Origin of the sequence: Erwinia sp. OLFS4 (assembly GCF_002752165.1) — a bacterium.
Taxonomy (GTDB): Bacteria; Pseudomonadota; Gammaproteobacteria; order Enterobacterales; family Enterobacteriaceae; genus Izhakiella.
The window spans coordinates 1-26,103 of record NZ_MOMB01000050.1 but is presented as its reverse complement, the minus strand read 5'-3'; the positions used below and the strand labels follow the sequence as shown (position 1 = coordinate 26,103).

Genomic DNA, 26,103 nt, shown 5'->3' with positions numbered 1-26,103 from the left:
ATGGGGTCAGGCAGCCGCTTTTTCAAAGATGATTTACAAATCTTTTTCGTCGCTATTGAGTTGAGCCTGTTGCAATACCTGAGTAAACATCTGTTGTAACAGCACAGGAATGGCACCACGTCCGCGTTCTGCGGCATCCAGCGCCACGGCAATTGCCAGTCCCGGCTTAGACGCCTGATGGATAGCCTTAGTGATAGCACGGTGCATCCCTGTCGCTACGCCCGGCGGCAGACGTGCAATACGATGATAAACCTCTGAGAAACCCGACTTGTACAGGAAATGCTCCATATCCAATGCGGGTAATTGCGTCACGTAGCGCGCCAGCATATCAGCCGGCACATCACCGGCCAGGCTGCGGGCGCTAGCCGCATATTTCTGCCCGGCGGCATCGCCATCCGTCAGTACGTGCCAGCCGATACCCATACGCTGGGCAAAACGTAATAGCGGACGTAACCCTGCCTGAGCATACTCAATCACCCGGATGCCTTCCGCAGCAAAATGAAATCCGCTCTGGCGGGCAAGCTCATTGATAATCCATACCTCGGTCTCCCCTTCCACCAGTAACCAGCAGCGGGCAAAAAGTGCCGAAGGCCGGTTAAATCGAATATGAAACGCAATACGCCGGCTCTCTTCAGCATTCATGCCCTGCGTGCCGATGCGCCATGCCTTAATACAGCGGGAATTTCTCACCAGCCGGCATAGCTGTTCCACCGGCGTTTGCGACAAAAGTTCGCTGGAATTAGTGGTGATGATTTTTTGTAGCGGCAGCAGTTCTAACATGCCCGACGCCACCGAAAGCATAATCGGGTGAAGCCGGGTTTCCGGTTCTTCAAGGATAAGCAGCGGTCGGGCCAGCGGATCGAGTACCTCTCCCCCGCGTGCCTGCAACAACAATGCGAACATCCGCAGCAGGGTTCGCCGGCTGCGTCTGTCACTGTCTGCCAGCATATGATTAATCGTATCAAGATGGCGCCAGCTTTGCCGTGAAGCCCGGGCATCAGGTGGTAAAGGATGATGCTCCAGCCCGCTATCAGCGGGCTGGACAGCAAAATAGTGTTCCATGAGCTGTTGCAGGGTTTTTACCCCCTGACGCAGTGATTCCTGCGGCAGCGGGCGCGCATCATGCCAGTGTGACATTAACAGGTTAAGTTCATCTGCCAGCTGTCCTGCTTCACGCAGCGGTAATCCACTCACACCATTATTTTGTCGGGCAATCCGCGCATCACGCAGACGCAGCACCGGATGCAAACGCCGCAGCAGCGCAATCGATTGTGCGGTTGCCCCGGCAGCCAGCACCTGCCCCTGCGGGTTGATAAATGCCTGCGATGAATGGATATTGCCCTGGCTATCCCGTTGCGCCGCCAGCTGATAGCAGAGACGATGACAGCGATCGTCATCATGGCAATAGAGAACCGGACGCAGTGGCTGATAGCGATGGGTAAAAGCATCACCCGGCCGCGCCTCTTTGAAATAAAACTGAATATGCAGCTGGCGCCAGGCTTTTTCTCCCGGTGGCTGAAAAAAATCCTGTTTCCGAAAAACAGGTTGTGTCCTGTGGGGAGCAAAAGCAAGCGACAATGCGTCCAGTAAACTGGTTTTACCCCATGCATTCTCACCAATCAGCACATTATTATCTTCAAGTGCCAGCGAAAGGCGGTTAATGCCGCGAAATCCCATAATTTCGATATGCTCCAGAATCATGCTCGCATTCCGTCTCTCCATGTCGATGATGCGAGCATGAAAGATGAGCACGCTAAGGTCAAGCAGGCCTTTACTCGCCGGAAAAATTTCGCTAGTTTTGCGCCGCCCCCCGTCCCTTTCAAGGATGATATTGTCATGTATTCCGGACTGCTGATTATTTTGTTACCGCTGATTATCGGTTATTTATTACCCCTCATCTGGCGACCTCTGCTGATTGCTATCAATAAACTGCTCAGCGCCATGGTCTATATTATCTTGTTTTTTATGGGAATAAGTCTGGCATTCCTGGAAAATCTTGGCAGTAATTTACTCAATATTGCCCGTATCAGTCTGATCAGCGCACTGTGTATCATCCTGTGCAATCTTATTGGTCTGCTGCTACTGGCACGACGCTATCCCTGGCAACACAGGCATCACCAACAGGCGTTGCCTTCGCGCTTACAGATGGCACTGGAGTCCCTGAAATTAGGACTGGTGGTGCTGGCGGGTTTCATCAGTGGCCTCAGCCACTGGTCACCGCTGCGTCATGCCAGTGAAGCCAGCGAATATGCCCTGCTTTTGCTGTTATTTCTGGTCGGCCTGCAGCTGCGCGGCAGCGGCATGACGCTGCGTCAGATCGTGCTGAACCGGCGCGGAATGATGATCGCCTGCATAGTATGGATTACCTCGCTGGCTGGCGGTGCAGTGGCATCGCTGCTAACCGGGGTCCCACTCAATACCGGGCTGGCACTCGGTTCCGGATTTGGCTGGTATTCACTGTCAGGCATTCTGATGACGGAATCATTTGGACCGATGATAGGCAGCGCAGCATTTTTTAACGATTTGTTGCGCGAACTGCTGGCAATTACGCTTATTCCGGCGCTTATTCTGCGTCATCGCACCAGCGCGCTGGGCTTGTGCGGCGCTACGTCCATGGATTTTACCCTGCCGGTTTTACAGCGCAGCGGCGGCAATGAAATTGTACCGGCGGCTATTGTGCACGGCTTCCTGCTCAGCCTGCTGGCACCGGTGATGATGGCACTGTTTTCCGCCTGAGGTCGCGTTTTTCTTCCTTATCGGCAAAATATCCTGCGCCGGCATGGGCTATGCTTTGTGCGGATTATTTCATTCTACCAGGATGAAAAACTCACTGAATAAAGGAAGATAACATGAAGCAGACGGTTGCAGCCTTCGTGGCTAAGACGCTTGAAAACGCCGGGGTTAAACGTATCTGGGGCGTCACCGGAGACTCACTAAACGGTCTCAGCGACAGCCTCAACAGGATGGGAACCATTGAATGGGTGGCGACCCGGCACGAAGAAGTTGCCGCATTTGCCGCCGGAGCCGAAGCCCATATCAGCGGCGAACTGGCGGTATGTGCCGGCTCCTGTGGGCCTGGTAATTTACATCTGATCAACGGCCTGTTTGACTGCCATCGTAATCATGTGCCGGTGCTTGCCATCGCCGCTCACATCCCGTCAAGTGAAATCGGCAGTAACTATTTTCAGGAAACCCATCCTCAGGAGCTGTTCCGCGAATGCAGCCATTATTGCGAGCTGGTTTCCAATCCGGAGCAGTTACCGCAGGTTCTGGGAATTGCGATGCGCCAGGCGATTTTAAAGCGCGGGGTTTCCGTGGTCGTACTGCCAGGTGATGTCGCCTTACGCCCGGCGCCGGAAGAGGCGCACACGGCGTGGTATCCTCCGGCCGCGCCGCTGGTTATACCGGATTATGATGAACTCAGTCGCCTCGCCAGCGAACTGAATCAGGCAGGTAATATCGCCCTGATGTGCGGCAGCGGTTGTGCCGGTGCACATGCCGAGGTGATAGAACTGGCGAAAACGCTGAAGGCACCGGTTGTGCATGCCCTGCGCGGTAAAGAACATCTTGAATATGACAATCCTTATGATGTCGGTATGACCGGCCTGATCGGCTTTTCGTCTGGCTATCATGCCATGATGAATGCCGATACCTTGCTCTTGCTAGGAACCCAGTTTCCCTACCGGGCTTTTTACCCGGAAAAAGCAAAAATCATTCAGATTGATATAAACCCCGCCAGTCTCGGCTCGCACTGTCATCCTGATATGGCACTGGTTGGCGACATTAAATCCACCCTCAGCGCCCTGCTGCCGCGCCTGACGTTGAAAACTGACAGCCGTTTTCTCGACAACGCATTAGCGCATTATGCTGACAGCCGTAAAGCGCTTGACGAACTGGCCAGCGCCAACGATAAACAGGCCATTCATCCCCAGTATCTGGCTCATCAAATCAGCGAGCTGGCGGCCGACGATGCTATCTTTACCTGTGATGTCGGCACCCCCACCGTCTGGGCTGCGCGCTATCTGAAAATGAATGGAAAACGGCGTTTACTCGGTTCATTTAACCATGGCTCCATGGCTAACGCCATGCCACAAGCGCTGGGCGCTCAGGCTATCGATCGCCAGCGTCAGGTCATTGCTTTGTCCGGCGATGGCGGCTTCAGTATGCTGATGGGCGACTTTCTTTCCGTTGCGCAACTAAACCTGCCGGTGAAAATCGTGGTATTTAATAATAGCACCCTGGGTTTTGTTGCCATGGAGATGAAAGCCGGCGGCTATCTGACTGACGGCACAGACCTGCACAACCCCGATTTCGCCGCCATTGCCCGGGCCTGTGGCGTAAAAGGTATCCGGGTTGAGCGAGCCTCTGAGTTAACCGGGGCGCTGCAAGCCGCCTTTGCCCATGATGGCCCGGTGCTGGTAGATGTGGTGACGGCAAAAGACGAACTGGCAATGCCGCCGCAGATTAAAATGGAACAGGCAAAAGGATTCAGTCTTTATATGCTGCGCGCCCTGATTAACGGACGCGGTGATGAGGTGGTGGAACTGGCGAAAACCAACTGGCTGCGCTAACCCCGCCGGCAGAAAAAACCGCCATCAGGCTACGTCTGACACACGGACGCAACGGCGCCCGTTTCGCGGCAATTTCTGGCGTCATAGCCTGGCGGGACGCGTCGCTTTCTAACGCGATCCATATTTTTCCAGCAGGGCACTGACAATCGCCAGGGTTTGTGCATCGGCGAGGCCACGATAGTCCTGTGGCCGGAAATGCATCTGAAAAGCGGCAATCACTTTTCGTTGCTGTTGGTCTGTCATTTGTGCCTCTACCTGATAACCATAAGCTGCCAGCCGCGACAGTAACTGTCTGACCGGAACCGGGGCGTCAGGCGGCTGCCCGTGCAAATAATAACTGACGCGCGCCGCATCCGGCCAGGCGCCTAGTCCCTGACGCGCCAGCTGCTGCCAGGGAAACAGCGGGCCGGGGTCCTGTTTACGCTGTGGCGCCACATCACTGTGACCAATAATATCCTGAGGTCGTAAACCGTAACGTCTGACTAAATCCTGTAGTAACGGCACCAGCGCCGCTATCTGCGGCTGGCAGAAAGGCGACCAGATTTGCTGGCTGTTCACCCAGCGGTAGCCTGAATTTACCAGCTCAATGCCAATCGAGGTGTCATTGAGGCGCGTGGCACCGCGCCAGTAGCTGCTGCCAGCATGCCAGGCCAGCTGTTGTTCGGGCACCAGTTGCCAGATCAGCGGCTGCCCGCCCCGCAGCGGCGGATGGGACGCAATAAGATAATGGGCGCTGACATTATCACCGGTCAGCGCACTGATCGAACGGGGAAAATCTTCTGCGGTATAGTGGATAATGATCAGTTTGACCCGGGGTTCGGCCCCTTTTGCCGGATGACGTAAATCGGCAATATAGCCCTGTCGCTGTTCGAGGCCTTGCGAAGCACAGCCTGCCAGCAGCAGGATAATCAGTAATCCGAGGGCGCGCATCAGCACCCTGCCTTAACGGCATTGCCGCTGGCACGCCCGGTGCGGGCGTAGCGTTCCTGTTCTGTGGAATGCGGCGCAACATCATGGTCAAACGGATGAACCAGGCGACAACTCGCGCCGCAGACCGGTCCATCCAGCATCGGTAAGAGTGAAACGGTCATCCCTTTTCCTCTGTTTGCAGGCTGATTAAAAGGTAGCCCAATGTGATTAAACAGAACGGCTATAATTGTGTTAAAAAACGCCATCCGTAAATAATAAGGAAATCAAGATGAAAAAAACCGCGCTTGTTGCGCTCGCCCCGCTGGCTTTACTCCTTAGCGCCTGTACCACCGTGCATCCCGTTTATAAAGACAACGGTCGCCGTATCGGTCCTTGTACCAGCGGGGGTCCTGACAGCGTAGCGCAAGCTTTCTACGATCTACGTCTCCAGCATCCGCTACAGGGTATCCCGGATAGCGCCACGTTAAACAGCTATCGTCCTTATCTGAGTGACAATCTTTATCAGTCGCTGCGCCATGCCGCCAACAATCCGCAGCAACGCAGTCGTTTGCAGGGAGATATTTTTTCAAGCGTCGCCGCAGGCCCCGATAGTGCCAGGGTGATGGATGCCTCCTCTGTACCTGGCGGCGATGCACGCAATATTCCCCTGCGGGTCAGCCTGAGCCGCAACGGCAACCCGGAGATTCGCTGGCAGGACGAAGTACTTATGGTGCATGAAGGACGCTGCTGGGCCATTGATGATGTGCGTTATCTGGCAAAATCGCCGCATATCGATAATGCCAGCCTGACCGGCGCGCTGGAAAAATAATCCTGCAGACAAGGCAAACGGCTAACGCCGTGTTCCCCGTTTGCCTTAGCCAGACAGCAGGCGCTATCTTGTGCTGTCCTTTTGTCTGCCGCTAATCATAAATAAATTTCAACGCATCCTGATTGCATAACTATGCTGTCAGCGTTAAGATCTGCGCTATCTATCGCTATTCATTTTTTTCGCATGAGTATTCAACTTAACGCCATTAACTGCTTTTATGGCTCACAGCAGGCTTTGTTCGATATCGATCTCAGCTGCCCGCAGGGCGAGACCCTGGTGATGCTTGGCCCCAGCGGTGCAGGGAAAAGCTCGCTGTTACGGGTGCTGAATCTGCTGGAAATGCCACGTACCGGCAAGCTAAGTATTGCCGGTTCTCAGTTCGATTTCGCGGCTAAACCCGACGATGACGCCATTCGTACCCTACGCCAGAATGTCGGTATGGTATTTCAGCAATATCACCTCTGGCCGCATCTGACGGTAATGCATAATCTGACGGAAGCCCCCTGCCGCGTGCTTGGACTTAGCCGGAATCAGGCCCAGCAGCGTGCCAGTAAACTGCTCAAGCGCCTGCGCCTTGACAGCTTTGCCGATCGCTATCCGCTGCATCTTTCCGGTGGTCAGCAGCAGCGGGTCGCCATCGCCAGGGCGCTGATGATGGAACCACAGGTGTTGCTGTTTGACGAACCCACCGCCGCCCTCGATCCGGAAATCACCGGTCAGGTGGTGGAAATTATCCAGGAACTGTCGCAAACCAACATTACTCAGGTGATTGTCACCCATGAAGTTGAGGTGGCGAAAAAAACTGCCACCCGGGTGGTGTATATGGAAAATGGGCGCATCGTAGAACAAGGTGATGCCAGCTGCTTTACCCAACCGCAAACCGAGGCGTTTGCCAGCTATCTATCGCATTAATGCAGGACGGATATAAAATGAACAAAGTGATTATTGCCGCCGTACTGGCCGGTTTAAGTCTCAGCGCCAGCGCCGCGCAGACTATTCGTTTCGCCACAGAAGCCGCTTACCCTCCTTTTGAATTTGTTGATTCAGAAAATAAAATTCGCGGTTTTGATATCGATCTTGCCAACGCGGTGTGCAAAGAAATTGCCGCCAGCTGTACCTTTACCAACCAGGCTTTCGACAGTCTGATCCCCAGCCTTAAATTCCGCCGCTTTGACGCGGTAATTGCCGGCATGGACATTACGCCTGAACGCCAACAGCAGGTATTATTCAGTGAACCTTATTATGACAATTCCGCGCTGTTCATTGCCCAAAAAGGCAAGGTAGCCAGCCTTGCTGCACTAAAAGGACTGCGCGTGGGTGTACAGAACGGCACGACTCATCAGAAATACCTTCTTGATAAACATCAGGAAATTAAAACCATTCCTTACGACAGCTATCAGAATGCCATGCTTGACCTGCAAAACGGTCGTATTGATGCCGTATTTGGCGATACTGCCGTGGTAAACGAGTGGCTGAAACAACACAGTGAACTGGCGCCGGTTGGCGATAAGATTACTGATAAAGATTATTTTGGTGCCGGTCTGGCAATTGCAGTGCGTCAGGGTAACAGCGATTTGCAACAGCAATTTAATCGCGCACTGGACAAAATCAAAGCCGACGGTACTTATAAAACCATCTACCACAAATGGTTCCAGCATTAATTGAATGAATGAATTTATCTCTCTTGCAAGCGCCGCCGGAACCACCGTCGGCCTTGCCATTTGCGCGCTACTGATAGGGATGATACTGGCCATGCTGTTTGCCAGCTGCGAAGTATCACGCTTTAAGCCACTGGCCTGGCTGGCGACCGTTGTGGTCACCCTGATCCGCGGTCTGCCGGAAATTCTGGTGGTGCTGGCAATTTATTTTGGCGCCTCGCAACTGCTGATCACGCTGTCCGATGGTTTTACGCTGCATTTAGGCTTGTTTACCCTGGCGGTGAAAATGCCGATAGAAAACTTTAATGTCAGCCCCTTTCTCTGCGGCGTGGTTGCGCTTTCCCTGCTTTACTCCGCCTATGCATCGCAAACCCTGCGCGGCGCGCTGAAGGCGATAGCACCCGGTCAGTGGGAGTCAGGAATGGCACTGGGCATGCGCAAAAGTACGCTTTTCATCCGGCTTATCATGCCGCAAATGTGGCGCCATGCTTTGCCTGGTCTGGGTAACCAATGGCTGGTATTACTAAAAGATACTGCACTGGTGTCACTAATTAGCGTCAATGATATTATGCTGCAAACCAAAAGTATCATCAGCTACACCCAGAAACCCTTTAGCGGCTATCTGATTGCCGCCGCAATTTATCTGGTTATCACTCTGCTCAGCCAGCAGCTGTTGCGCTATATCGATGCCCGGGCGACGCGTTTTGAACGGGGAGACCACCGATGCTGAGTTACTTTCCTGAACTGTTAACAGGCTTGCAGACCAGTCTGACGCTGACGGCCATTTCGTTGATCCTGGCCCTGTTGCTGGCCGTGCTGTTTACCATCATTCTGACGCTGAAGGTACCGGTTTTTAGCCAGGCTGTACGCGGTTATATTACGCTGTTTACCGGTACACCGCTGCTGGTACAAATTTTCCTTATTTATTACGGACCAGGGCAGTTTCCCGCACTCCAGCATATCCACTGGCTATGGCAGCTGCTTTCCCAGCCCTGGCTGTGTGCGCTGCTGGCGCTGGCGCTTAACAGCGCCGCCTATACCAGCCAGCTTTTTTATGGTGCCATCCGGGCAATTCCATCCGGCCAATGGCAGTCATGTGCGGCGCTGGGCATGAGCCGCAAGGAAACATTGCATATTTTGTTGCCTTACGCTTTCAAGCGCGCGCTCTCTGCGTATTCCAACGAAGTGGTGCTGGTATTTAAAAGTACCTCACTGGCTTACACCATCACGCTGATGGACGTTATGGGCCACGGACAAATGCTGTTTGGCCGGACTTATGACGTTATGGTCTACGTCGCCGCTGGCGTCATTTATCTGTGCGTCAATGGGCTGCTGACACTGCTGATGCGTCTGATTGAGCGTCGTGCGCTGGCATTTGAACAACGAAACTAACCACCTGCGTGGCGCTGCCGCCGGTGAGGCCGCAGCGCTGCCTGCATAAAATTGCGTCATTGTGCATAAATTCTGCCGCTGAGCGCCCGCGCCTTAATCACATATTTAAACGTCCTGACTTGCGCAATATTCAGTGCAATGGCATGTTGATAACAGACTGATGATGGCCGTCTGAGCGTGAGGATACTCTGATGAAAACCGGCCTGTATGCTCTGCTGTTCATGCTGAACACGCTGACGACTTACGCCGGTGAACAAATACGCGTTGCCTGTTCCGCCACTTACCCCCATTTGAATATATCAATGTCAAAATCAACCAGTTGGTTTTGACATTGATTTATCTAACGCGCTCTGTCAGCACATGAATGCCGAATCCGGACGTTTGACGTCATTGCAACAGCTGCAAGGAAAACGCCCCGGCGTCGGTAGCGCAACTACCCATCAGGCTTATTTCCGCCAACGCTATCCGCAGATAATCGCCGTCCCTTACGACAGCTACATTAAACATTAATGCAATGCTGGATTTACAAAATCAGCGTCTGGATGCCGTAGTAGCCGATGCTGCCACGGCCAGACAGTGGCGCAGGAGAATAACGGGTTACGTGAGCGCTTTAATCACGCGCTGGCCGGGCTGGAAAAAACGACCTGCCTGAAGCTCTGTACAAGCAGTGGTTTTCTGATTAATCCTCAATACGCGTTAACAGAACCAGCACCTCATAGTGGCTGGTATGGGGAAACATATCAAACAGCTGTACCCGGCTGAGCTGATAACCGCCCAGATGCGCCAGATCCTGAACCAGGCTTTCGGCCTGACAGCTGGAATAAAGGATCCAGCGTGGCGCATTTTTTGCCAGCCACAGACACAGTTCAGCCCCTATTCCGCGCCGCGGCGGATTCACCAGCACCAGATCAGGTGCCTGCGCTTTTGCTTCGGCAAAGGCGGTGGAATCCAGCGCGGAAAACCTGACGTTATCCAGGCCGAGGGCCTGAGCGGACTGGCGCGCGCAGGTTATCGCCTCGGGGCTTATTTCGATGCCGGTCACAGACATCGCCGGGGTCGCGCAGTGCAAACCAAAACCACCCACACCACAGAACAGATCCCACAGCGTGCTGACAGGCAATCCGGCAATCCAGCGACCCGCACTGGCATACAGGTCAGCGGCAACGCTGGCGTTGGTCTGGAAAAAACTGCCGGGTCTGATCCACAGCGGTATCTGATTAAGCTGCTCAGCCAGCGCCCGATCCTCACTGAGGAAAATCTCTTCTTCACCTTCGAGAATAGCCATATGCACCGGCTGAATATTGACGCTGATCACCCGCAGCTGTGGCAATTGCTGCCGCAACCAGGGAAGCGCCGCCTGGAGCTGAGGCAGCTTTGCCCGCGAGCGCAGTACAAAACGCAGCATCATCTCACCACTGTAACGGCTTTCCGTTAGCAAAATGTATTTCAGCTCCCCGCGCCGGCGGGCCACGTTATAGGGGGTCAGGCCAGCACGGGCAATGAAAGGTTTCAGGCTGGCAAAAACCGCTGCGAAGCTGGCAGGATAAAGCGGACAGTGGCAAAGGTCGACGCCATGGCCATCCCGCTGCATAATGCCAAATAACGGCCGCTCAACGCTACCGCTGACCACCATTTTCGCTTTGTTACGAAACCCCTGCTCAGGCGACGCCTGTGGTGCCAGCCATTCCTCGACATTAAACGGCTGCAGCAGGGTTTCAAGATAAGATTGTTTTTGACTAAGCTGCGCCGGATAAGGGATCTCCAGCCACTGGCAGGAGCGACAGCGCCCGGCGTCATAAAGCGCGCAATGCATCAGAAAACCTGTTGTCGTTGGTCAAGCGGAGGGGGATTGTATCACCACCGTATCAGGCTTGCCGGAAAAATTGCCGGCTGCTGCCAGGCAGAAACAACAGTAAAATCAGCAGCAGGTCGGGAAATTTCTGCGCAATAAGCCGGTGGATAATCTGCGTATTATTTTCACCACTAATACTGAATATTTCCGGATATACCCATCCCATTGACGCCACAAATAAATAACTAAGCGCAATAATCTGGCTAAAAACATATCCCCAGCGCGCCCAGTTTCTGCCCTGAATAATGCCGAAAGCGCAACGTAATTCAAAAAAAAACAGCAGCTGACTGCCAATAAATATCAGCGTGGAATCCCAGGCCTGGGCACTACGATGAACAAAATTCATCAGTTCCTGCAGACCGAGTTCACTACTCAACAGCAGTACATCCAGCAGCCGGATTGCAATAATCGCAATGCCGGTAACCAACACCGCAACGGGAGCGGAGCCAGATTGTCCTGTCGTCACAGGCGGTCCCCGAAAGATATCAGACATTGCCCCCTCTCCTGCCAGCGATTGTTCAGATTCGCGCGATGCGTTAACAAGGCAGCTAACAATATTCATGCTGGTTTTATTATTAGCGCAATCTGACAATAGTTTCCATCACCGGGACCTTTATAAATAATGTATTTTCCTAAAATCGGATTACTACACAAAATATAAGTCATTTATTTACGGTCGGCCGCGAGCCGGCGATATTTTCACCACGGCTCAGCGGCCACCGCCTGCATGCTATTTGCCGGACTATACGGCCGGTTTCACTCAACGCTGACATCCGCGCACCACTCTGGCAATGCGCTGTTATCCGCCTGCAGGCGTTGACAGACAATCGGCAGATTAATGTCCTGCCCGTGCGCGCTGAATATCACGCTGTCGCTGTTTTTCTTCATGAGCCATAATGCGCCAGGCAATAAAACCAACCACGCCAACCACCAGCAGGATCAACGAAGCCAGCGCATTAATTTCCGGGTTAATTCCCCGTCTTACCGTGGCAAAAATCGCCATTGGCAACGTCGTAGCACCGGGACCGGTAACAAAACTGGCAATCACCAGATCATCCAGTGACAGGGTAAATGCCAGTAACCAGCCGGTGACGATAGCCGGCAGAATCATAGGTACAGTGATGACAAAGAAAACTTTCAGCGGTGTTGCACCAAGGTCCATCGCCGCTTCTTCAATCGAGCGATCGAGTTCGCGCAGACGGGCATTGATCACCACCGCCACGTATGCCGTACAAAACGTGACATGTGCCAGCCAGATCGTCACCATGCCGCGATCTCCCGGCCAGCCGAATGCATTGCCCATGGCAACAAACAGCAGCAGCAATGACAATCCGGTTATCACGTCAGGCATTACCAGCGGTGCGGTAAGCATAAAGGCAAACCCGGTCGAGCCACGGAAACGCCCAAAACGGACGATGACGACGGCTGCTAAGGTGCCCAGCACCACCGCGCTGGTAGCGGATAAAGCCGCAATAGTCAGGCTAAGGCTGACGGCGCTTATCATGGCATCATCATGAAACAGCACGTTATACCAGTGCAGTGAGAAGCGCTCCCACGCCGCCAGCTGGGAAGCATTGAACGAGTACACCACCAGCAACAACATCGGCGCATAGAGGAAAAAGAAACAGAGCACCAGAATGGCCAGCCGGCCTTTGGAACGCACGTAAGGAAGCTGATTCATGCGTTTTTCTCCACCGATTTGTTCTGCTGTTTGTGGAACCAGATAATTGGCAATATCAGAATCAACAGAATAATCACCGCCAGTGCAGAGGCAACCGGCCAGTCACGATTATTAAAAAACTCCTGCCACAACACGCGACCAATCATGATGCTGTCAGGCCCGCCTAATAATTCCGGAATTACATATTCCCCGACTGCCGGAATAAATACCAACATTGATCCGGCGATCACGCCGCCTCTGGTCAACGGCACAATAACGCTGAAGAAAGTTTTTAGTGGTCGGGCGCCGAGATCAAGGGAGGCTTCTACCAGTGAATAATCAAGACGGGTCAGCGCGGTGTAAATTGGCAGCACCATAAACGGCAGATAACAATAAACAATGCCAATATATACCGCCAGATTGGTGTACAAAATCGTTAAAGGATGGTCAATGATACCCAGCCAAATCAATAAATTATTCAGCACGCCATTATTATTGAGTATCCCCATCCAGGCATAAACGCGTACCAGAAAAGACGTCCATGAAGGCAGCAAAATTAACAGCAGCAGGATACTGCGCGAAGTGGGTCTGGCGTGTGCAATAGCCCAGGCAAGGGGATAGCCAATCAGCAGGCAGATCAGGGTCGAAATTGCCGCAACCTGTAAAGAGTGAAGATACGCATCCACATACAACGGATCGTCAGTCAGCGTACTGTAATTGGCAAAATTGAGTATCATGGTCAGCTGACCATCTGCCCAGCTCAGCAATTGTGTATAAGGAGGAATCGCCCGGGCAATATCAGCAAAGCTGATTTTCAGCACAATCAGAAACGGCAGCATAAACAGCAGTGCCAGCCAGCAATAAGGCACCGCAATAACCAGCTTACGGCCGTGACGCATATGAAACCGGGTCAGCCAGCGTTTAACGCCGGCAGGCTGAGAGGACGGCAGCGCCGCGCGTTCAGTAACTTGAGTCATCTTGCCTCCGGCTTATACCGTCAACACCACACAGCTGTCACTTTCCCAGCACAGGCGGACTTCATCCCCCCAGGTGGGCGCACCTTTGCGAAAACGAAAGCTATTTTGCAGCTGCGCGCTTAACATCTGACCGCTCTTTAACCGCACATGATAAATCGACAGGTCACCAAGATAAGCAATATGCACCACTTCGCCGGTGGCAAAATTAAAACCATCGGCCGGCACCTCTTCACACAGCATCACTTTTTCCGGACGCAGCGCAACCGACACCGGGACACCCGCCACCACCGATACATCGGAAGCTACCTTCAGCGGATGCACCAGTGCCGGACTGTCAATGATTAATCCATCTTCCTGTCGTTCGCGCAGCAGACCTTCGAATACGGTCACTGAACCAATAAATTCAGCACTGAACCTGGTGGTTGGATGTTCATAAATCTCTTCCGGCTCGCCGATTTGCACAAATTTTCCACGGTTCATAATGGCAATTCGCCCGGCCATCGTCATCGCCTCTTCCTGATCGTGGGTCACCATCACACAGGTCACCCCAACACGTTCAAGAATATCCACCACTTCCAGCTGCATACGATCGCGTAGTTTTTTATCCAGCGCGCCCATCGGTTCATCCAGTAATAGCAGACGGGGGCGTTTGGCAAGACTTCTGGCCAGCGCGACGCGCTGACGCTGACCGCCAGACAGCTGATGAGGTTTACGCTTTGCATATTCGCTCATATGCACCAGCGCCAGCATCTCGCTGACACGGCTGGCAATTTCTGCTTTCGGCAGCCTATCCTGCTTAAGCCCGAAAGCAATATTTTGCTCCACCGTCATATGAGGAAACAGCGCATAGGACTGAAACATCATATTAATTGGTCGCTGATAAGGCGGCACCAGCGATAAATCCTGTCCGTCAAGAATGATTTGACCGTGTGTCGGCGTTTCAAAGCCCGCCAGCATGCGCAGCAAGGTTGATTTACCACAGCCGGACGCACCCAGCAGCGCAAAAATTTCACCTTTAAATATGGTCAGACTGACATCGTCCACGGCGTGCTGACCATCATAGGAGCGGGTCAGGTTGCGGATCTCCAGCAGCGGCGTCATCGCCTTGCCGGTTTTGCTTTGAGGGCGGGGAATCGCGTCGTTCACTTACCTTACTCTCCGGCGCTAAATCGGTATCTGCGGCAGCCTGCCGCCTGAAAAATAAAGCAGAGGCCGCAAGCTGCCCCTGTTAACAGCGTTCCCCGCCCTGATGGTAAAAAACGGGGAACAGCCTAAGTATAGAAAACGCTGAACAGGTTTCGTGATTAATTATTTACCACTCTTCACCCGGGTCCACTCACGGGTACGAACCCGATCAAGTTTCGGCTGCTGGACCTTAAGCAGGAACAGCTTAGCCATAGTATCCGGTGTCGGATAAATCCCCGGATTTTTGCGCACACTGTCATCAACCAGTGGCAGTGACGCTTTGTTACCACTGGCATAGAACATTTTGTTAGAGATGTTGGCAATAACGGCAGGTTCCATCAGGTAATTAAGAAACTGATAAGCAGCATCGGTATTTTTGGCGTCTTTGGGAATAGCCAGCATATCAAAGAATGCCAGCGCGCCCTCTTTGGGAATACTGTAGGCAATATGCACGCCATTTTTCGCTTCAACTGCCCGGTTTTTCGCCTGTAATACATCCCCCGCCCAGCCAATGGCAACGCAGGTATTACCGTTGGCCAGATCGTTAATGTACTGCGATGAATGAAAATAGCGAATACTCGGCCGCAGCTTCAGTAATAAATCAGCGGCAGCTTTATAATCTTCCGGCTGGCTACTGTTAGGATCTTTCCCCATATAATTAAGTACGGTGGCAAAAATTTCCTCGGGCGCGTCAAGAAAAGAGACGCCGCAGCTTTTCAGCTTCTCAAGGTTTTCCGGTTTCAGTACCAGATCCCAGCTATCAACAGGGGCATCTTTACCCAGAACCTGTTTAACTTTATCCACGTTGTAGCCGATGCCGGTGGTCGCCCATAAATAAGGGATAGCATATTTATTTCCGGGATCGTGCTGCTGGAGTTTTTTCAGTAAATCGGGATCGAGATTTTTATAGTTTGGCAGCTTACTTTTATCCAGCGGCTGAAACACGCCGGACTGCAGCTGGCGGGCAAGGAAACTTGACGAAGGCACCACCACGTCATAACCGGTATTACCGGCCATCAGTTTACCTTCCAGCACTTCGTTGGAATCAAAAACATCGTAAACGACTTTAATACCGCTTTGCTTTTCGAAGTTCGGCACCGTGTCAGCAGCGATATAATCCGACCAGTTATAAACATGCAACGTCTTATCTTCAGCCATTACGCCCGCAGAAGCAGCCATCACCATGCCAGTGACCACAGCTGACAACCATTTTTTACGTTGGTTGAACATGTTTCCATCCTCCAGAAAGGGATCAATTACTGCTTAGTATTACTGACAGACCGTAATGACGAGCCTAAGAATGCGCGTGCCGCAACAAGCCGTTACAATGAATGAATATTGATCGTAACGCTAATAGCAAAAAACGATGCCAGCCACGACCTTGCAGGCAAACTACCGCCACGCAAGAATAGCCGTACTCACCGGGTCAGACCAGACCTTAGCTTAAAAAACACCTTTTATCGATTTTGTCTGCTTATTTGCTTTATGGGATGCGTCACTCAGGGAATAGCGCCGAAGGATATCTGGCAATATCCGGCAGAATACAGCATAAAACAGGGTGATGACTGAGAAAAAACTGCTTACTCACCAGGCAATTTGCCGCTAATCTGGTCTGGAAACACTTTCCGCGGCGGCAACCTGCCGCTGAGGTTATTAGTGGAGAGCGTGCAACTGGCTGGTTGCCCGGGGTTCATCCTCTTCTGCGCCGATCAGTAAATGATTGGCAAAAGCCTCCAGTATAATCATTGAAATCTGTTCTTCACTTTGCTTCATAAAGTGAATGAACTGACCCAGGGTAATGCCGGCCGCCACGCTGAGCGACTGACAGACCACCAGTTTTGGCAGGTTGTCATCCTGAATATCAACAAAAGCTTTAATTGTCAGCGAACTGGCGTTGATTTGTGATAAATCACCAACGAGTGGAATCAGTGCCGTTGGTTTGACTTCTGCCAGCGCGGAAAAAAGAATCACGTTATCGATAAGGTCAATTTTTGCGTCGAATATGCCATCAAAATTTTGCATATGCGGCAAATGTAAAGCCTGACAGCTATCGCATTCAAACCAGATAATATTTTGCTGATCCAGCCAGCGACGTATCTGGTCGATGTCCGGGATCGTCAGTGAATCCATAATAGCCTGTCTCGTACCGCAAAAATAAAGTGGCCATGATTTTACGGAAATTAACGGCTAAAAACCATAATCAATAATCAAAGCCTGGCTGGGACGGTGCTTTTCAGAGCCGGACTGCTTCACAGCTGCTCTTCCAGCCAGCCAATCATCATGCCGGCAATATTGAGCCCGGTCGTTTTTTCAATGCCTTCCAGCCCCGGCGACGCATTCACTTCCAGCACCAGCGGCCCCCGTCTGGCGCGCAAAATATCCACACCGGCGACGTCAAGCCCCAGCGTACTGGCCGCTCTGATCGCAATGTCTCTTTCCTGCGGCGTGATCACGACCGATCTGGCCCGGCCACCACGGTGCAGATTGGATCGAAAATCACCGTCTTTGGCCTCACGTTCAATCGCCGCCACAACTTCATCACCAATCACAAAACAGCGAATGTCGCGGCCGTGCGCTTCCTTAATAAACTCCTGCACCAGGATGTGGGCTTTCAGACCGCGAAAAGCGTCAATAACACTCTCTGCGGCCTGGCGCGTTTCTGCCAGTACCACCCCGATTCCCTGGGTACCTTCCACCAGCTTCACTACCAGCGGCGCACCGCCAACCATTTCAATAAGGTCCTGGGTGTCGTCAGGTGAATGAGCAAAACCGGTCAGCGGTAAATCAATACCCTGCCTGGCCAGCAGCTGCATGGCGCGCAGCTTATCGCGTGCCTGAGTAATTGCCAGCGAAGCATTAAGCGGGTAGCTGCCGCACATTTCAAACTGACGCAACACCGCCGTGCCATAAAACGTAATTGCCGCGCCAATACGTGGAATTACCGCATCAAAACAGGCTAGCTGACGGCCATGATAGTGCACTGCTGGCTGCGCCGGGTTGATATTCATATAACAACTGAGGGGATCGATAATTTCAGCCCGATGGCCGCGCTCGCACGCGGCTTCCATCAAACGGCGGCTGGAATAAAGCGATCCGTCACAGGTAAGAATGGCTATTTTCACCCAGGCCTCCGCCGCCGTGGTTAACGAGTGGCCCACCCTTGCTGATGGAGATAATCCAGCATAAAAGCCCGATTTTCTTTAATAATAGTGCGCTGAATATGTTCGCTCCAGCTATCGACACGCCGGTTAGTATCGCGGCTGGCATAGTAATCACGCTGCTGCTGGTCATAGTCAGCCAGTAACGCCGGATCAACTGGCTGATAACGATTTTCATGCATCATCATTTTTGCTGGCATACGCGGCTTCAGATCGGGCTGATATTCAGGCCAGCCCAGACAGAGACCAAACAGCGGCAGCACATATTTCGGGCATTCAAGCAGTGCCGTCACTTCAGCAATATTATTGCGGATACCGCCGATAAAACAGCCGCCAAGACCGAGTGATTCAGCGGCCAGCATGGCATTTTGTCCCATCAGAGCCGTATCAATACAGGCCAGCAGCAGCTGCTCAGCCAGCCCGAGTTGCGCGGCCGGACAAATCTGCTGATGGCGGTTAAAATCGCCACAAAATACCCAGAACTCAGCAGCTGCAGCAACGTAGCGCTGGCCACCGCTTAACCTGACCAGCTGCTCGCGCAGCGCCGGGTCGGTAATGCGAATAATAGAAGAACACTGAAGAAAGCTGGAGCTGGAAGCCGACTGAGCGGCAGCCAGAATCGCTTCCCGTTGATCGGCTGCAATTGGCTGATCGTTAAAAGAACGTATTGAACGGTGGGCACGCTGAAGCGCAATAGTGGGGGTCATGTAAAACTCCTTATTTACCTGGCATATCAGTTCTTACGCACCGGCAACCAGCTACGTAACGTTCGCCAGGCTAATATTGCCACGGCGGGTAGCATCAGGGCGATATCAGTAAGCACCAGTCCCCTGGCCAGTAGCGACAGATTCAGGTCAAATGGAAGCGGCAAAAGCCGCCGTAACAGCAGAACCGCTGCAATCACCAGCACAATGCCGACAACCTCAAGCGCCAGCACAGGCCATGGCATACGACCAAAAGCACGCATCGGCTGCTCCTGACTCTGGTTCGATAAGATGTCATGCAGCTTAGCCGGCTGCTGAGTCCATAGCCAGCGTTTATCAGTCTGACAGGCAAATCCTGCTTTCAATCCCTTAATGAAGCGGGCATGATAGCGCGGATGACACTACATCATGTGATGCACGTCACAAATTAACGTTATAAGGAGCAAGCGATGTTTGCAGTGATTTTTGGCCGCCCAGGCTGCCCTTACTGTGTCCGCGCTAAAGAACTGGCAGAAAAGCTGACGCAGGAGCGTGACGATTTTAATTTCCGCTACGTGGATATCCACGCAGAGGGTATCTCCAAAGCCGATCTGGAAAAAACGGTCGGTAAACCGGTGGAAACCGTGCCACAAATCTTTCTCGATCAAAATCATGTTGGCGGTTATACCGAATTTGCTGCCTATGCGAAAACGCATCTCGGTCTTTATCAGTAAGCGTGTCCCAGCCTGCCAGCCGGCAGGCTGATTATTGTTCCCGACGACGCAGCTGACCAAACATTCTGCATAACATTACCGCCAGCGCCCCCAGGCCACACCAGTAAATCGCACTCAGTACAAACGCACATTCCTGCCAGAAGCTGTGAAAAGGCATGCTGCCTTTTTCCACCAGCAGCAAACAGAAGGGCGTTGCCAGAACCCCAGCAACCACAGCCATCATCAGCGGAACTTTCTTACTGAGTAACCCGGCAACCGCGCCAGGCAGTAAGAACAGCAGCATCGCCAGCTGGCCCTGATGCACGGGTAAATAAGCCCGCAGAATATGATAACGCACGACAAAGAAGATCACGCCATAACAAACAGTGCAGATACCTACACCCGACCAGGAAAGGCTTTTAAACATCAATGAACTCCGGGTAGCCTCCGGCGCGCTGCCGGCAAATAAAACATCATTAATTTTTAACAAAATTAAATGCTAAATTTACTGCTTTCCCTGGAATTTTACTGGCTGAAAAATAAGAAATGACTAAAATATCGGGAAAATGGACGATTTTCTCTGCGGTTTATCTTGATTGAAATACTTGTTCTGATATTTCACTGGACCGCTGGCTTAATGTAGCCTGAAAATCCAATATTCACAACAGGTTACTGGTAAACAAGAAGTTAAATCGTGAATATAAACATCTCAAGATTGTTAAGTAATAATGACATTTTATTATTATTTGTTGTCTTAGCGCTCGGCCTCTGTTTAGGCAAGATTCGTCTTGGCCCGATTCAGCTCGGCAATGCCATTGGCGTGCTGGTCGTTTCTCTGTTACTGGGACAACACCATTTCACCATCAATAGCGATGCGCTTAATCTCGGGTTTATGCTATTTATTTTTTGTGTTGGCATAGAAGCGGGTCCCAACTTTTTTTCGATTTTTTTCCGCGACGGTAAAAACTATCTGATACTGGCGCTGGTGATGGTGGTTAGCGCAAGCATTATCGCCCTCGGACTTGGCTATCTGTTTCACTGGAACATTGGTTTAACCGCCGGTATGCTCGCCGGCGCCATGACCTCTACGCCGGTACTGGTAGGCGCCGGCGATACCCTGCGCCAGACGGTCGGTAATCCGGCAACACTGGCCCGGTTACAGGACGATCTCAGCCTGGGTTATGCCCTGACCTACCTTATCGGTCTGGTCAGCCTGATTATTGCCGCCCGTTATCTGCCACGATTACAGCATCAGGATCTGTTTACCAGTGCTCAGCAAATTGCCCGTGAACGCGGACTCGACAGCGACTGCCAGCGTAAAGTGTGGCTACCGGTGATCCGCGCTTATCGGGTCGGTCCGGAATTAGTGGCCTGGGCCGATGGTAAAAACCTGCGTGAACTGGGGATTTATCGCCAGACCGGATGCTATATTGAACGTATCCGACGCAATGGTATTCTTGCCAGCCCCGACGGTGATGCCGTTTTACAAGAAAATGACGAAATATCCCTGGTCGGTTATCCCGAAGCGCATGCGCGCCTCAATCCCAGCTTTCGCCACGGTAAAGAAGTCTTTGAACGCGATCTGCTTGATATGCGTATTGTTACCGAAGAAATTGTGGTGAAAAATCACAATGCGGTAAACAAACGCCTCAGTCACCTGCGTCTGACCGATCATGGCTGCTTTCTGAATCGCGTTATCCGCAGCCAGATAGCGATGCCCATTGATGACAGTATCATTCTCAATAAAGGCGATGTATTACAGGTCAGTGGCGAAGCGCGGCGGGTTAAGTCGCTTGCTGACCGGATTGGATTTATTTCTATTCACAGCCAGCTGACTGATCTACTGGCATTTTGCGCATTTTTTGTCCTTGGACTGATGTTCGGTATGATCACCTTTCAGTTCAGCAGCTTTAGTTTTGGACCAGGTAATGCTGCCGGACTACTGTTTGCTGGCATCATGCTCGGTTTTCTGCGCGCCAATCACCCGACCTTTGGCTATATTCCGCAGGGTGCACTGAATATGGTTAAAGAATTTGGCCTGATGGTTTTTATGGCCGGTGTGGGCCTGAGCGCCGGTAGCGGCCTGTCGAACGGGCTGGGCGACACCGGTCTGATGATGCTGCTTTCCGGTATTGCCGTTAGTCTGGTCCCGGTGGTTTTATGCTTTCTGTTCGGCGTCTGGGTACTGAAAATGAACCGCGCCCTGTTGTTTGGCGCTATTATGGGGGCCCGCACCTGTGCGCCGGCAATGGAGATCATCAATGATGCCTCTGGCAGTAACATCCCGGCACTGGGCTATGCCGGAACCTATGCCATTGCTAACGTTCTGCTAACGTTAGCAGGAACGTTAATTGTGGTTATCTGGCCATTGCTGGAAAGATAAATTTTTTTGCAGACGCGCAGAACTTTCCGCCACAGACGCAGTCTGACTTAATGCCACTGCTTTTCTTTGAAATCCCCAAATTGAGGAGCCCGTTAATTTATTAACGGGTTTTTTCTTTTCTGCGTAGTCTGCCCGTCTGTGCTGACGACAGCAACCCCGGATTACCATTTACTGAAGCCCGGTCACGCAATAGGCCCCTGCTGATTTACATTTTAAAAAAAACGCCGGTTAGCACTGTAAACCTCAACAGAAGTAAAACCATTAACAATATTCGGCACGATTTTCTTTACCCGGCGCCAGTGGATTCCTATCTTAACTCTCTCGATTTTATCTGCCCAGCTACGCCGTTTCAGGCAGAGGGCAATGATACGCTCTCTTAGCCCGGTTTTTTCTGAGGGATATATAAAGGCAGTCACCTATGGAATCATTGAACAGCACACTGTTTTTGTGGATTAACGCCACGCCCCACTCACCCGACTGGTTAATCAGTCTGGCCACTTTCTTTGCCCGCGATATGATAGCCATAGTACCGGGATTGATTATTGCGCTCTGGCTGTGGGGACCGCGTGAGGAAGTGAGCGTTCAGCGTGTACTGGTGCTGAAGACCAGCATTGCCCTGGTCTATGCAATGACCATTGCCTGGTGCCTCAGCTTGCTGTTTCCACATCCCCGTCCTTTTGCTATAGGCCTGGGTTACCAGCTGTTACCGCATATCGCTAACGACTCATTTCCCAGCGATCATGGCACCGCAATTTTTACCTTCGCGTTAGCCTTTCTCTGCTGGCACCGTCGCTGGTCCGGCAGCCTGCTGCTGGCTATCGGCATAGCTATTGCGTGGTCACGCATCTATCTCGGGATCCACTGGCCGCTGGATATGCTGGGTGGATTACTGGTCGGCGGATTAGGCTGCCTGTTTTCACACATGGCCTGGCAGCTGTATGGCAACGCGGTGCTACAACACTGCGCCTCGCTGTACCGGTTAATATTCGCGATTCCTATCCGCAAAGGCTGGGTAAGAGGCTGATTTTCAGCATATGCGGGAAGGCGCAGGCATTCCCGCCGTTTTATCAGCCGAACCACTTACTCAATAATATGCTGATTTTTAACACAATAAAATCCCATATACGGCTAAAAATCCCGCCCTCTTTTACCTCTTCCTGCACCACCAGCGGACGCTGACCAATGGTTTTATTGTTTAGCTGAAAATCAATAGTACCAACCACCTGATTTTTGTTTAACGGTGCCTGCAGCTGCGGCTGGTTTAACACCAGGCGAGCGGTCAGGTTTTTCAGCTGACCTTTTGGGATCGTCATTGCCGCGTCTTCAGCGACGCCAAGCGTGACCTGACGACGATCGCCATACCAGACGCGCTGAGTAGTAAAAACATTGCCTGCTTTAACCGGAATGACGGTTTCAAAGTAGCGAAATCCCCAGCTGAGCAACTTTTCGCTTTCGCGAAAACGAATTGCATCGGATTTTGCCCCCAGTACCACGGCAATCAGCCGCTGGTTAGCGTCGGTGGCCGACGACACCAGGTTATAACCCGCGCCGTTGGTATACCCGGTTTTGATACCATCAACATTGAGATGACTGCTCCATAACAGACGATTACGGTTCATCTGGCGGATTTTATTAAAAGTGAATACTTTTTCTTTGTTCAGGGCGTATTCGTCGGGCACATCATGAATCAACGCCTGGCCAATCAGTGCCATATCACGCGAGGTACTGTACTGCTTTTCTGAGTCAAGACCGTGCACGGTGGCAAAATGGGTATTATTCAGGCCAAGCTGGCCTGCATAGCGGTTCATCAGGCTAACAAAAGCATCCTGACTGCCCGCGATATAATCGGCCAGCGCAATACTGGCATCATTACCGGACTGAATAACAATCCCCCGGTTCAAATCGGCCACGGAGACCCGATCACCGGGCTTTAGAAACATCAGTGACGATCCTTGCAATAGCGGGTTACCGGTTGCCCAGGCATCGTTACCGATGGTAACGATATTTTCCGGCGCAATGCGGCCCGATTTGATAGCCTGCCCGATAACATAACTGGCCATCATTTTTGTCAGACTGGCGGGGTCCAGTCGCTGGTCAACATTTTCCCCGGCAAGGATCTTCCCGCTGTGATAATCCATCAGCACCCAGGCCCGGGCTTCAATTTGCGGTGCCGCCGCAACGTCTTCGGCAAAAGAAAATGGTGAAAAAAACATCAGCAGTGACGCGCGCGCCAGCGTGCTGATGATGGCTGGTAACGTGATTTTCTTCATGGTGCAACCCTGTATCCATATGAAAAAAAAGATTATCGGCATCCCGCGATAAGCACCCTTTACCCTAACGCGTCTGCCACATTAATTGAATGTTCACAGGGTAAAGTTAATTAGAGTTTGTTCGATATTCCTGACGTGCCATAGGCTGTACGCCAGTTATGCACCGGCAGATTCAGATTATCACCAGGCAATAATCTGAATTTAGTCAGAACAGTTAAGCTGGTCACAAAAGTTAGTTAATCTGAAATCAATTTGTCAGAGGAGTAACGACCATGGATTTAGCGCTGTTTGATCTTGACGAAACGCTCATCTGTGAAGACAGTTCAGGCCTGTGGCTGCGCTGGCTGGTGTCACAGGGTTTTGCGCCTGCGGAAATACTGGAAAAAGAGCGCGCCATGATGACCGACTATTATGCGGGCAACCTGGCAATGGACGCGTATATGGCGCTGACGCTGGCACCGCTTGCTGGCATGAGCGTCGCCACCGTCGATGGCTGGATCCGTCGTTTTATTCAGCGCGATATCCTGTCACGTATTTATCCCGCCGCCCGCGAACGCCTGAACTGGCATCTTTCCCGTGGGGATAACATTCTGGTTATCTCTGCCAGCGGCGAACATCTGGTGGCACCGATTGCGCACCGATTGGGGGCCCACGGCGCGCTGGCAATTGGCGTTGAAACCGCTGAGCAACGTTATACCGGCAATATTTATGGCACCCTGACCTACAAAGAAGGAAAAGTCATCCGGCTACAGCAATGGTTAAGCCAGCAGGCGCCCGAGCGTCCTTTTCAGCACCTGTGGGCCTACAGTGACTCCATCAACGATCTGCCGTTGCTTGAACATGCCGATTATCCCGTAGTGGTGAATCCCAACCCCCAGCTGAGTAAGCTGGCACAGGATCGCGGCTGGCAGATCAGCCTTTGGGGACGTTACGCTAAAACTCAGGCCGTCGCCGGTTGAACGCCTGCATAAACCAGTTTGCAGCCACAGGCCTGGTCGGTCAGAACATAAAAATAGCCGTCCGGGCCGGCAGGCAATTCCCTCTGCGCTTGGCGCAATCGGCCAGCAAACGCCGCGTCATGCCGGAAAATGCTCGTTGTGGTAAAATGCCATAGCCGTTTGTGCCAGCGACATTTTTCAGTCAAAAACCGGCTTTCAGCCTGTCCGACCGCCAGCTTACTGAAACAAGACGTTGTCATGACTATTGAATGGCCGGAAGAGATGCGCTAAAAATATTCCCGGCTATTGTTGCGAATTTTTTTCAAAGAACTTCCTGATAAAAATGCGCCAGAACATATTGCGGATTTTCGCAATCAAAGATCTTTTCTGGCGCAGAGCGTGATAAATTTTTTTCCTGTCTTTTTTTACCTTATCTCTGATTGCTATATCATCTGATGTCAGCCAGATAGATGAACTATTATTCAATGATGACAACAAGCCAACCGGTGGAAAAACAGCTTTTATTTTTAGCACCGCACTTTCGCGCAGAAAAGGCCAGCGGTCACTTTCAATCCAAACAGGAAATAAAAACGCATTTAACTTTCTGGCGCCTGCCAGATTGATAATATACGCATAGGCTCCGGAACACTGGCTGACACTCACCAGTTTCCGTGTATTTACGATAGATTTAGCCCCCAGTGAAATGTATTTATCCACTTTGCTGAGTAACACCACGCGGTGATGCCTCTAATTGGTTGAATCTGATGTATAATGCGGGCTTTTGAGGTTCTCTTATGGCCAGCGTTAACGTTCATTGTCCCCGTTGTCAGTCTGTTCAGGTTTACCGCCATGGTCAGAACCCTAAAGGCTATGACAGATTTCGCTGCCGTGACTGCCACCGCGTGTTTCAACTCACTTACGCTTA

30 protein-coding genes are annotated in these 26,103 nt (G+C 52.0%); 14 read left to right on the top strand and 16 right to left on the bottom strand.

Annotated elements, in window-relative coordinates:
- Window positions 1-33: 33 nt before the first annotated feature.
- The gene (locus BL249_RS11230; RefSeq protein ID WP_099705225.1) at window positions 34-1,701 is read right to left on the bottom strand and encodes an ATP-dependent nuclease; all 1,668 of its coding nucleotides are present in this window, start codon (window positions 1,699-1,701) and stop codon (window positions 34-36) included.
- Window positions 1,702-1,836: 135 nt separating this feature from the next.
- Between BL249_RS11230 and BL249_RS11225 the strand changes: the two genes are divergently transcribed.
- A complete protein-coding gene (locus BL249_RS11225; protein WP_099705224.1) occupies window positions 1,837-2,736 on the top strand; it encodes a lysine exporter LysO family protein in 900 nt (299 codons plus the stop codon).
- 113 nt (window positions 2,737-2,849) lie between these two features.
- Complete coding sequence (poxB, locus tag BL249_RS11220; protein WP_099705223.1) at window positions 2,850-4,571, top strand: ubiquinone-dependent pyruvate dehydrogenase; 1,722 nt, start codon at window positions 2,850-2,852, stop codon at window positions 4,569-4,571.
- A gap of 108 nt (window positions 4,572-4,679) precedes the next feature.
- On the opposite strand, the gene BL249_RS11215 is transcribed toward poxB, so the two are convergent.
- Together BL249_RS11215 and BL249_RS19010 are read right to left on the bottom strand one after the other, a co-directional pair.
- The gene (locus BL249_RS11215; protein WP_275094172.1) at window positions 4,680-5,504 is read right to left on the bottom strand and encodes an N-acetylmuramoyl-L-alanine amidase; all 825 of its coding nucleotides are present in this window, start codon (window positions 5,502-5,504) and stop codon (window positions 4,680-4,682) included.
- The gene (locus BL249_RS19010) at window positions 5,501-5,662 is read right to left on the bottom strand and encodes a hypothetical protein (RefSeq protein WP_158233098.1); all 162 of its coding nucleotides are present in this window, start codon (window positions 5,660-5,662) and stop codon (window positions 5,501-5,503) included. The genes BL249_RS11215 and BL249_RS19010 overlap by 4 nt, the downstream gene beginning before the upstream one ends.
- A gap of 107 nt (window positions 5,663-5,769) precedes the next feature.
- Between BL249_RS19010 and BL249_RS11210 the strand changes: the two genes are divergently transcribed.
- From BL249_RS11210 to BL249_RS19005, 6 genes are all read left to right on the top strand, one after another.
- The gene (locus BL249_RS11210; RefSeq protein WP_099705221.1) at window positions 5,770-6,309 is read left to right on the top strand and encodes a lipoprotein; all 540 of its coding nucleotides are present in this window, start codon (window positions 5,770-5,772) and stop codon (window positions 6,307-6,309) included.
- A 183-nt stretch (window positions 6,310-6,492) separates the two neighbouring features.
- A complete protein-coding gene (gene artP, locus BL249_RS11205) occupies window positions 6,493-7,221 on the top strand; it encodes an arginine ABC transporter ATP-binding protein ArtP (RefSeq protein ID WP_099705311.1) in 729 nt (242 codons plus the stop codon).
- A gap of 17 nt (window positions 7,222-7,238) precedes the next feature.
- On the top strand, window positions 7,239-7,970 hold the full coding sequence (gene artJ / locus BL249_RS11200; RefSeq protein ID WP_099705310.1) for an arginine ABC transporter substrate-binding protein: 732 nt from the start codon (window positions 7,239-7,241) through the stop codon (window positions 7,968-7,970).
- A gap of 4 nt (window positions 7,971-7,974) precedes the next feature.
- Entirely contained in the window at window positions 7,975-8,697 is a 723-nt protein-coding gene (gene artQ / locus BL249_RS11195) for an arginine ABC transporter permease ArtQ (protein ID WP_099705220.1), read from the top strand.
- Window positions 8,691-9,359 (top strand): arginine ABC transporter permease ArtM, encoded by a 669-nt coding sequence (artM, locus tag BL249_RS11190; RefSeq protein WP_099705219.1) that lies wholly within the window; start codon window positions 8,691-8,693, stop codon window positions 9,357-9,359. The genes artQ and artM overlap by 7 nt, the downstream gene beginning before the upstream one ends.
- A gap of 360 nt (window positions 9,360-9,719) precedes the next feature.
- Window positions 9,720-9,869 carry a hypothetical protein gene (locus BL249_RS19005; protein ID WP_158233097.1) on the top strand — a complete coding sequence of 50 codons (150 nt, stop codon included), beginning with the start codon at window positions 9,720-9,722 and terminating at the stop codon, window positions 9,867-9,869.
- A 169-nt stretch (window positions 9,870-10,038) separates the two neighbouring features.
- Here the strand turns inward: BL249_RS19005 and rlmC are convergent, their stop codons facing one another.
- The 6 genes from rlmC to potF all read right to left on the bottom strand — a co-directional run bounded on the left by rlmC (window position 10,039) and on the right by potF (window position 16,263).
- A complete protein-coding gene (rlmC, locus tag BL249_RS11180; protein WP_099705217.1) occupies window positions 10,039-11,172 on the bottom strand; it encodes a 23S rRNA (uracil(747)-C(5))-methyltransferase RlmC in 1,134 nt (377 codons plus the stop codon).
- Window positions 11,173-11,224: 52 nt separating this feature from the next.
- Window positions 11,225-11,704, bottom strand: coding sequence for a YbjO family protein (locus tag BL249_RS11175; RefSeq protein WP_099705216.1), 480 nt, complete (start codon window positions 11,702-11,704; stop codon window positions 11,225-11,227).
- A 342-nt stretch (window positions 11,705-12,046) separates the two neighbouring features.
- Entirely contained in the window at window positions 12,047-12,892 is an 846-nt protein-coding gene (gene potI, locus BL249_RS11170) for a putrescine ABC transporter permease PotI (RefSeq protein WP_099705215.1), read from the bottom strand.
- Entirely contained in the window at window positions 12,889-13,848 is a 960-nt protein-coding gene (gene potH / locus BL249_RS11165) for a putrescine ABC transporter permease PotH (RefSeq protein ID WP_099705214.1), read from the bottom strand. Before potH ends, potI begins: the two co-directional genes overlap by 4 nt.
- 12 nt (window positions 13,849-13,860) lie before the next feature.
- Window positions 13,861-14,994, bottom strand: coding sequence for a putrescine ABC transporter ATP-binding subunit PotG (potG, locus tag BL249_RS11160; RefSeq protein WP_099705213.1), 1,134 nt, complete (start codon window positions 14,992-14,994; stop codon window positions 13,861-13,863).
- 162 nt (window positions 14,995-15,156) lie between these two features.
- Complete coding sequence (gene potF, locus BL249_RS11155) at window positions 15,157-16,263, bottom strand: spermidine/putrescine ABC transporter substrate-binding protein PotF (RefSeq protein ID WP_099705212.1); 1,107 nt, start codon at window positions 16,261-16,263, stop codon at window positions 15,157-15,159.
- A gap of 108 nt (window positions 16,264-16,371) precedes the next feature.
- On the opposite strand from potF, the gene BL249_RS18775 reads away from it, so the two are divergent.
- The gene (locus BL249_RS18775; RefSeq protein WP_143354769.1) at window positions 16,372-16,602 is read left to right on the top strand and encodes a hypothetical protein; all 231 of its coding nucleotides are present in this window, start codon (window positions 16,372-16,374) and stop codon (window positions 16,600-16,602) included.
- Window positions 16,603-16,686: 84 nt separating this feature from the next.
- Here the strand turns inward: BL249_RS18775 and BL249_RS11150 are convergent, their stop codons facing one another.
- From BL249_RS11150 to BL249_RS11135, 4 genes are all read right to left on the bottom strand, one after another.
- On the bottom strand, window positions 16,687-17,163 hold the full coding sequence (locus tag BL249_RS11150; protein WP_099705211.1) for a YbjN domain-containing protein: 477 nt from the start codon (window positions 17,161-17,163) through the stop codon (window positions 16,687-16,689).
- 119 nt (window positions 17,164-17,282) lie between these two features.
- Window positions 17,283-18,155 (bottom strand): 30S ribosomal protein S6--L-glutamate ligase, encoded by an 873-nt coding sequence (gene rimK / locus BL249_RS11145; RefSeq protein WP_099705309.1) that lies wholly within the window; start codon window positions 18,153-18,155, stop codon window positions 17,283-17,285.
- Between the two features lie 20 nt (window positions 18,156-18,175).
- Window positions 18,176-18,898, bottom strand: coding sequence for an oxygen-insensitive NADPH nitroreductase (gene nfsA, locus BL249_RS11140; protein ID WP_099705210.1), 723 nt, complete (start codon window positions 18,896-18,898; stop codon window positions 18,176-18,178).
- 26 nt (window positions 18,899-18,924) lie between these two features.
- The gene (locus BL249_RS11135) at window positions 18,925-19,158 is read right to left on the bottom strand and encodes a DUF1418 family protein (protein ID WP_099740112.1); all 234 of its coding nucleotides are present in this window, start codon (window positions 19,156-19,158) and stop codon (window positions 18,925-18,927) included.
- Between the two features lie 186 nt (window positions 19,159-19,344).
- Here BL249_RS11135 and BL249_RS11130 point away from each other — a divergent pair, with 186 nt between their 5' ends.
- Window positions 19,345-19,608 carry a GrxA family glutaredoxin gene (locus BL249_RS11130; RefSeq protein WP_099705208.1) on the top strand — a complete coding sequence of 88 codons (264 nt, stop codon included), beginning with the start codon at window positions 19,345-19,347 and terminating at the stop codon, window positions 19,606-19,608.
- Window positions 19,609-19,639: 31 nt separating this feature from the next.
- Here the strand turns inward: BL249_RS11130 and ybjM are convergent, their stop codons facing one another.
- Entirely contained in the window at window positions 19,640-20,014 is a 375-nt protein-coding gene (gene ybjM, locus BL249_RS11125) for an inner membrane protein YbjM (protein ID WP_143354768.1), read from the bottom strand.
- Window positions 20,015-20,281: 267 nt separating this feature from the next.
- Between ybjM and BL249_RS11120 the strand changes: the two genes are divergently transcribed.
- Both BL249_RS11120 and ybjG read left to right on the top strand, forming a co-directional pair.
- Complete coding sequence (locus BL249_RS11120) at window positions 20,282-21,970, top strand: aspartate:alanine antiporter (RefSeq protein WP_099705206.1); 1,689 nt, start codon at window positions 20,282-20,284, stop codon at window positions 21,968-21,970.
- 418 nt (window positions 21,971-22,388) lie between these two features.
- Window positions 22,389-22,994, top strand: a complete 606-nt coding sequence (ybjG, locus tag BL249_RS11110) for an undecaprenyl-diphosphate phosphatase (protein ID WP_099705204.1) — start codon at window positions 22,389-22,391, stop codon at window positions 22,992-22,994.
- A gap of 43 nt (window positions 22,995-23,037) precedes the next feature.
- Here ybjG and BL249_RS11105 read toward each other — a convergent pair whose 3' ends face one another.
- The gene (locus BL249_RS11105; RefSeq protein ID WP_099705203.1) at window positions 23,038-24,240 is read right to left on the bottom strand and encodes a serine hydrolase; all 1,203 of its coding nucleotides are present in this window, start codon (window positions 24,238-24,240) and stop codon (window positions 23,038-23,040) included.
- A 272-nt stretch (window positions 24,241-24,512) separates the two neighbouring features.
- On the opposite strand from BL249_RS11105, the gene BL249_RS11100 reads away from it, so the two are divergent.
- Window positions 24,513-25,199, top strand: coding sequence for an HAD family hydrolase (locus tag BL249_RS11100; protein ID WP_099705202.1), 687 nt, complete (start codon window positions 24,513-24,515; stop codon window positions 25,197-25,199).
- Window positions 25,200-25,481: 282 nt separating this feature from the next.
- On the opposite strand, the gene BL249_RS11090 is transcribed toward BL249_RS11100, so the two are convergent.
- A complete protein-coding gene (locus BL249_RS11090) occupies window positions 25,482-25,913 on the bottom strand; it encodes a hypothetical protein (protein WP_099705200.1) in 432 nt (143 codons plus the stop codon).
- 59 nt (window positions 25,914-25,972) lie between these two features.
- Between BL249_RS11090 and BL249_RS11085 the strand changes: the two genes are divergently transcribed.
- On the top strand, window positions 25,973-26,103 hold a 131-nt coding region (locus BL249_RS11085), incomplete at its 3' end, for an IS1 family transposase (protein ID WP_342633895.1).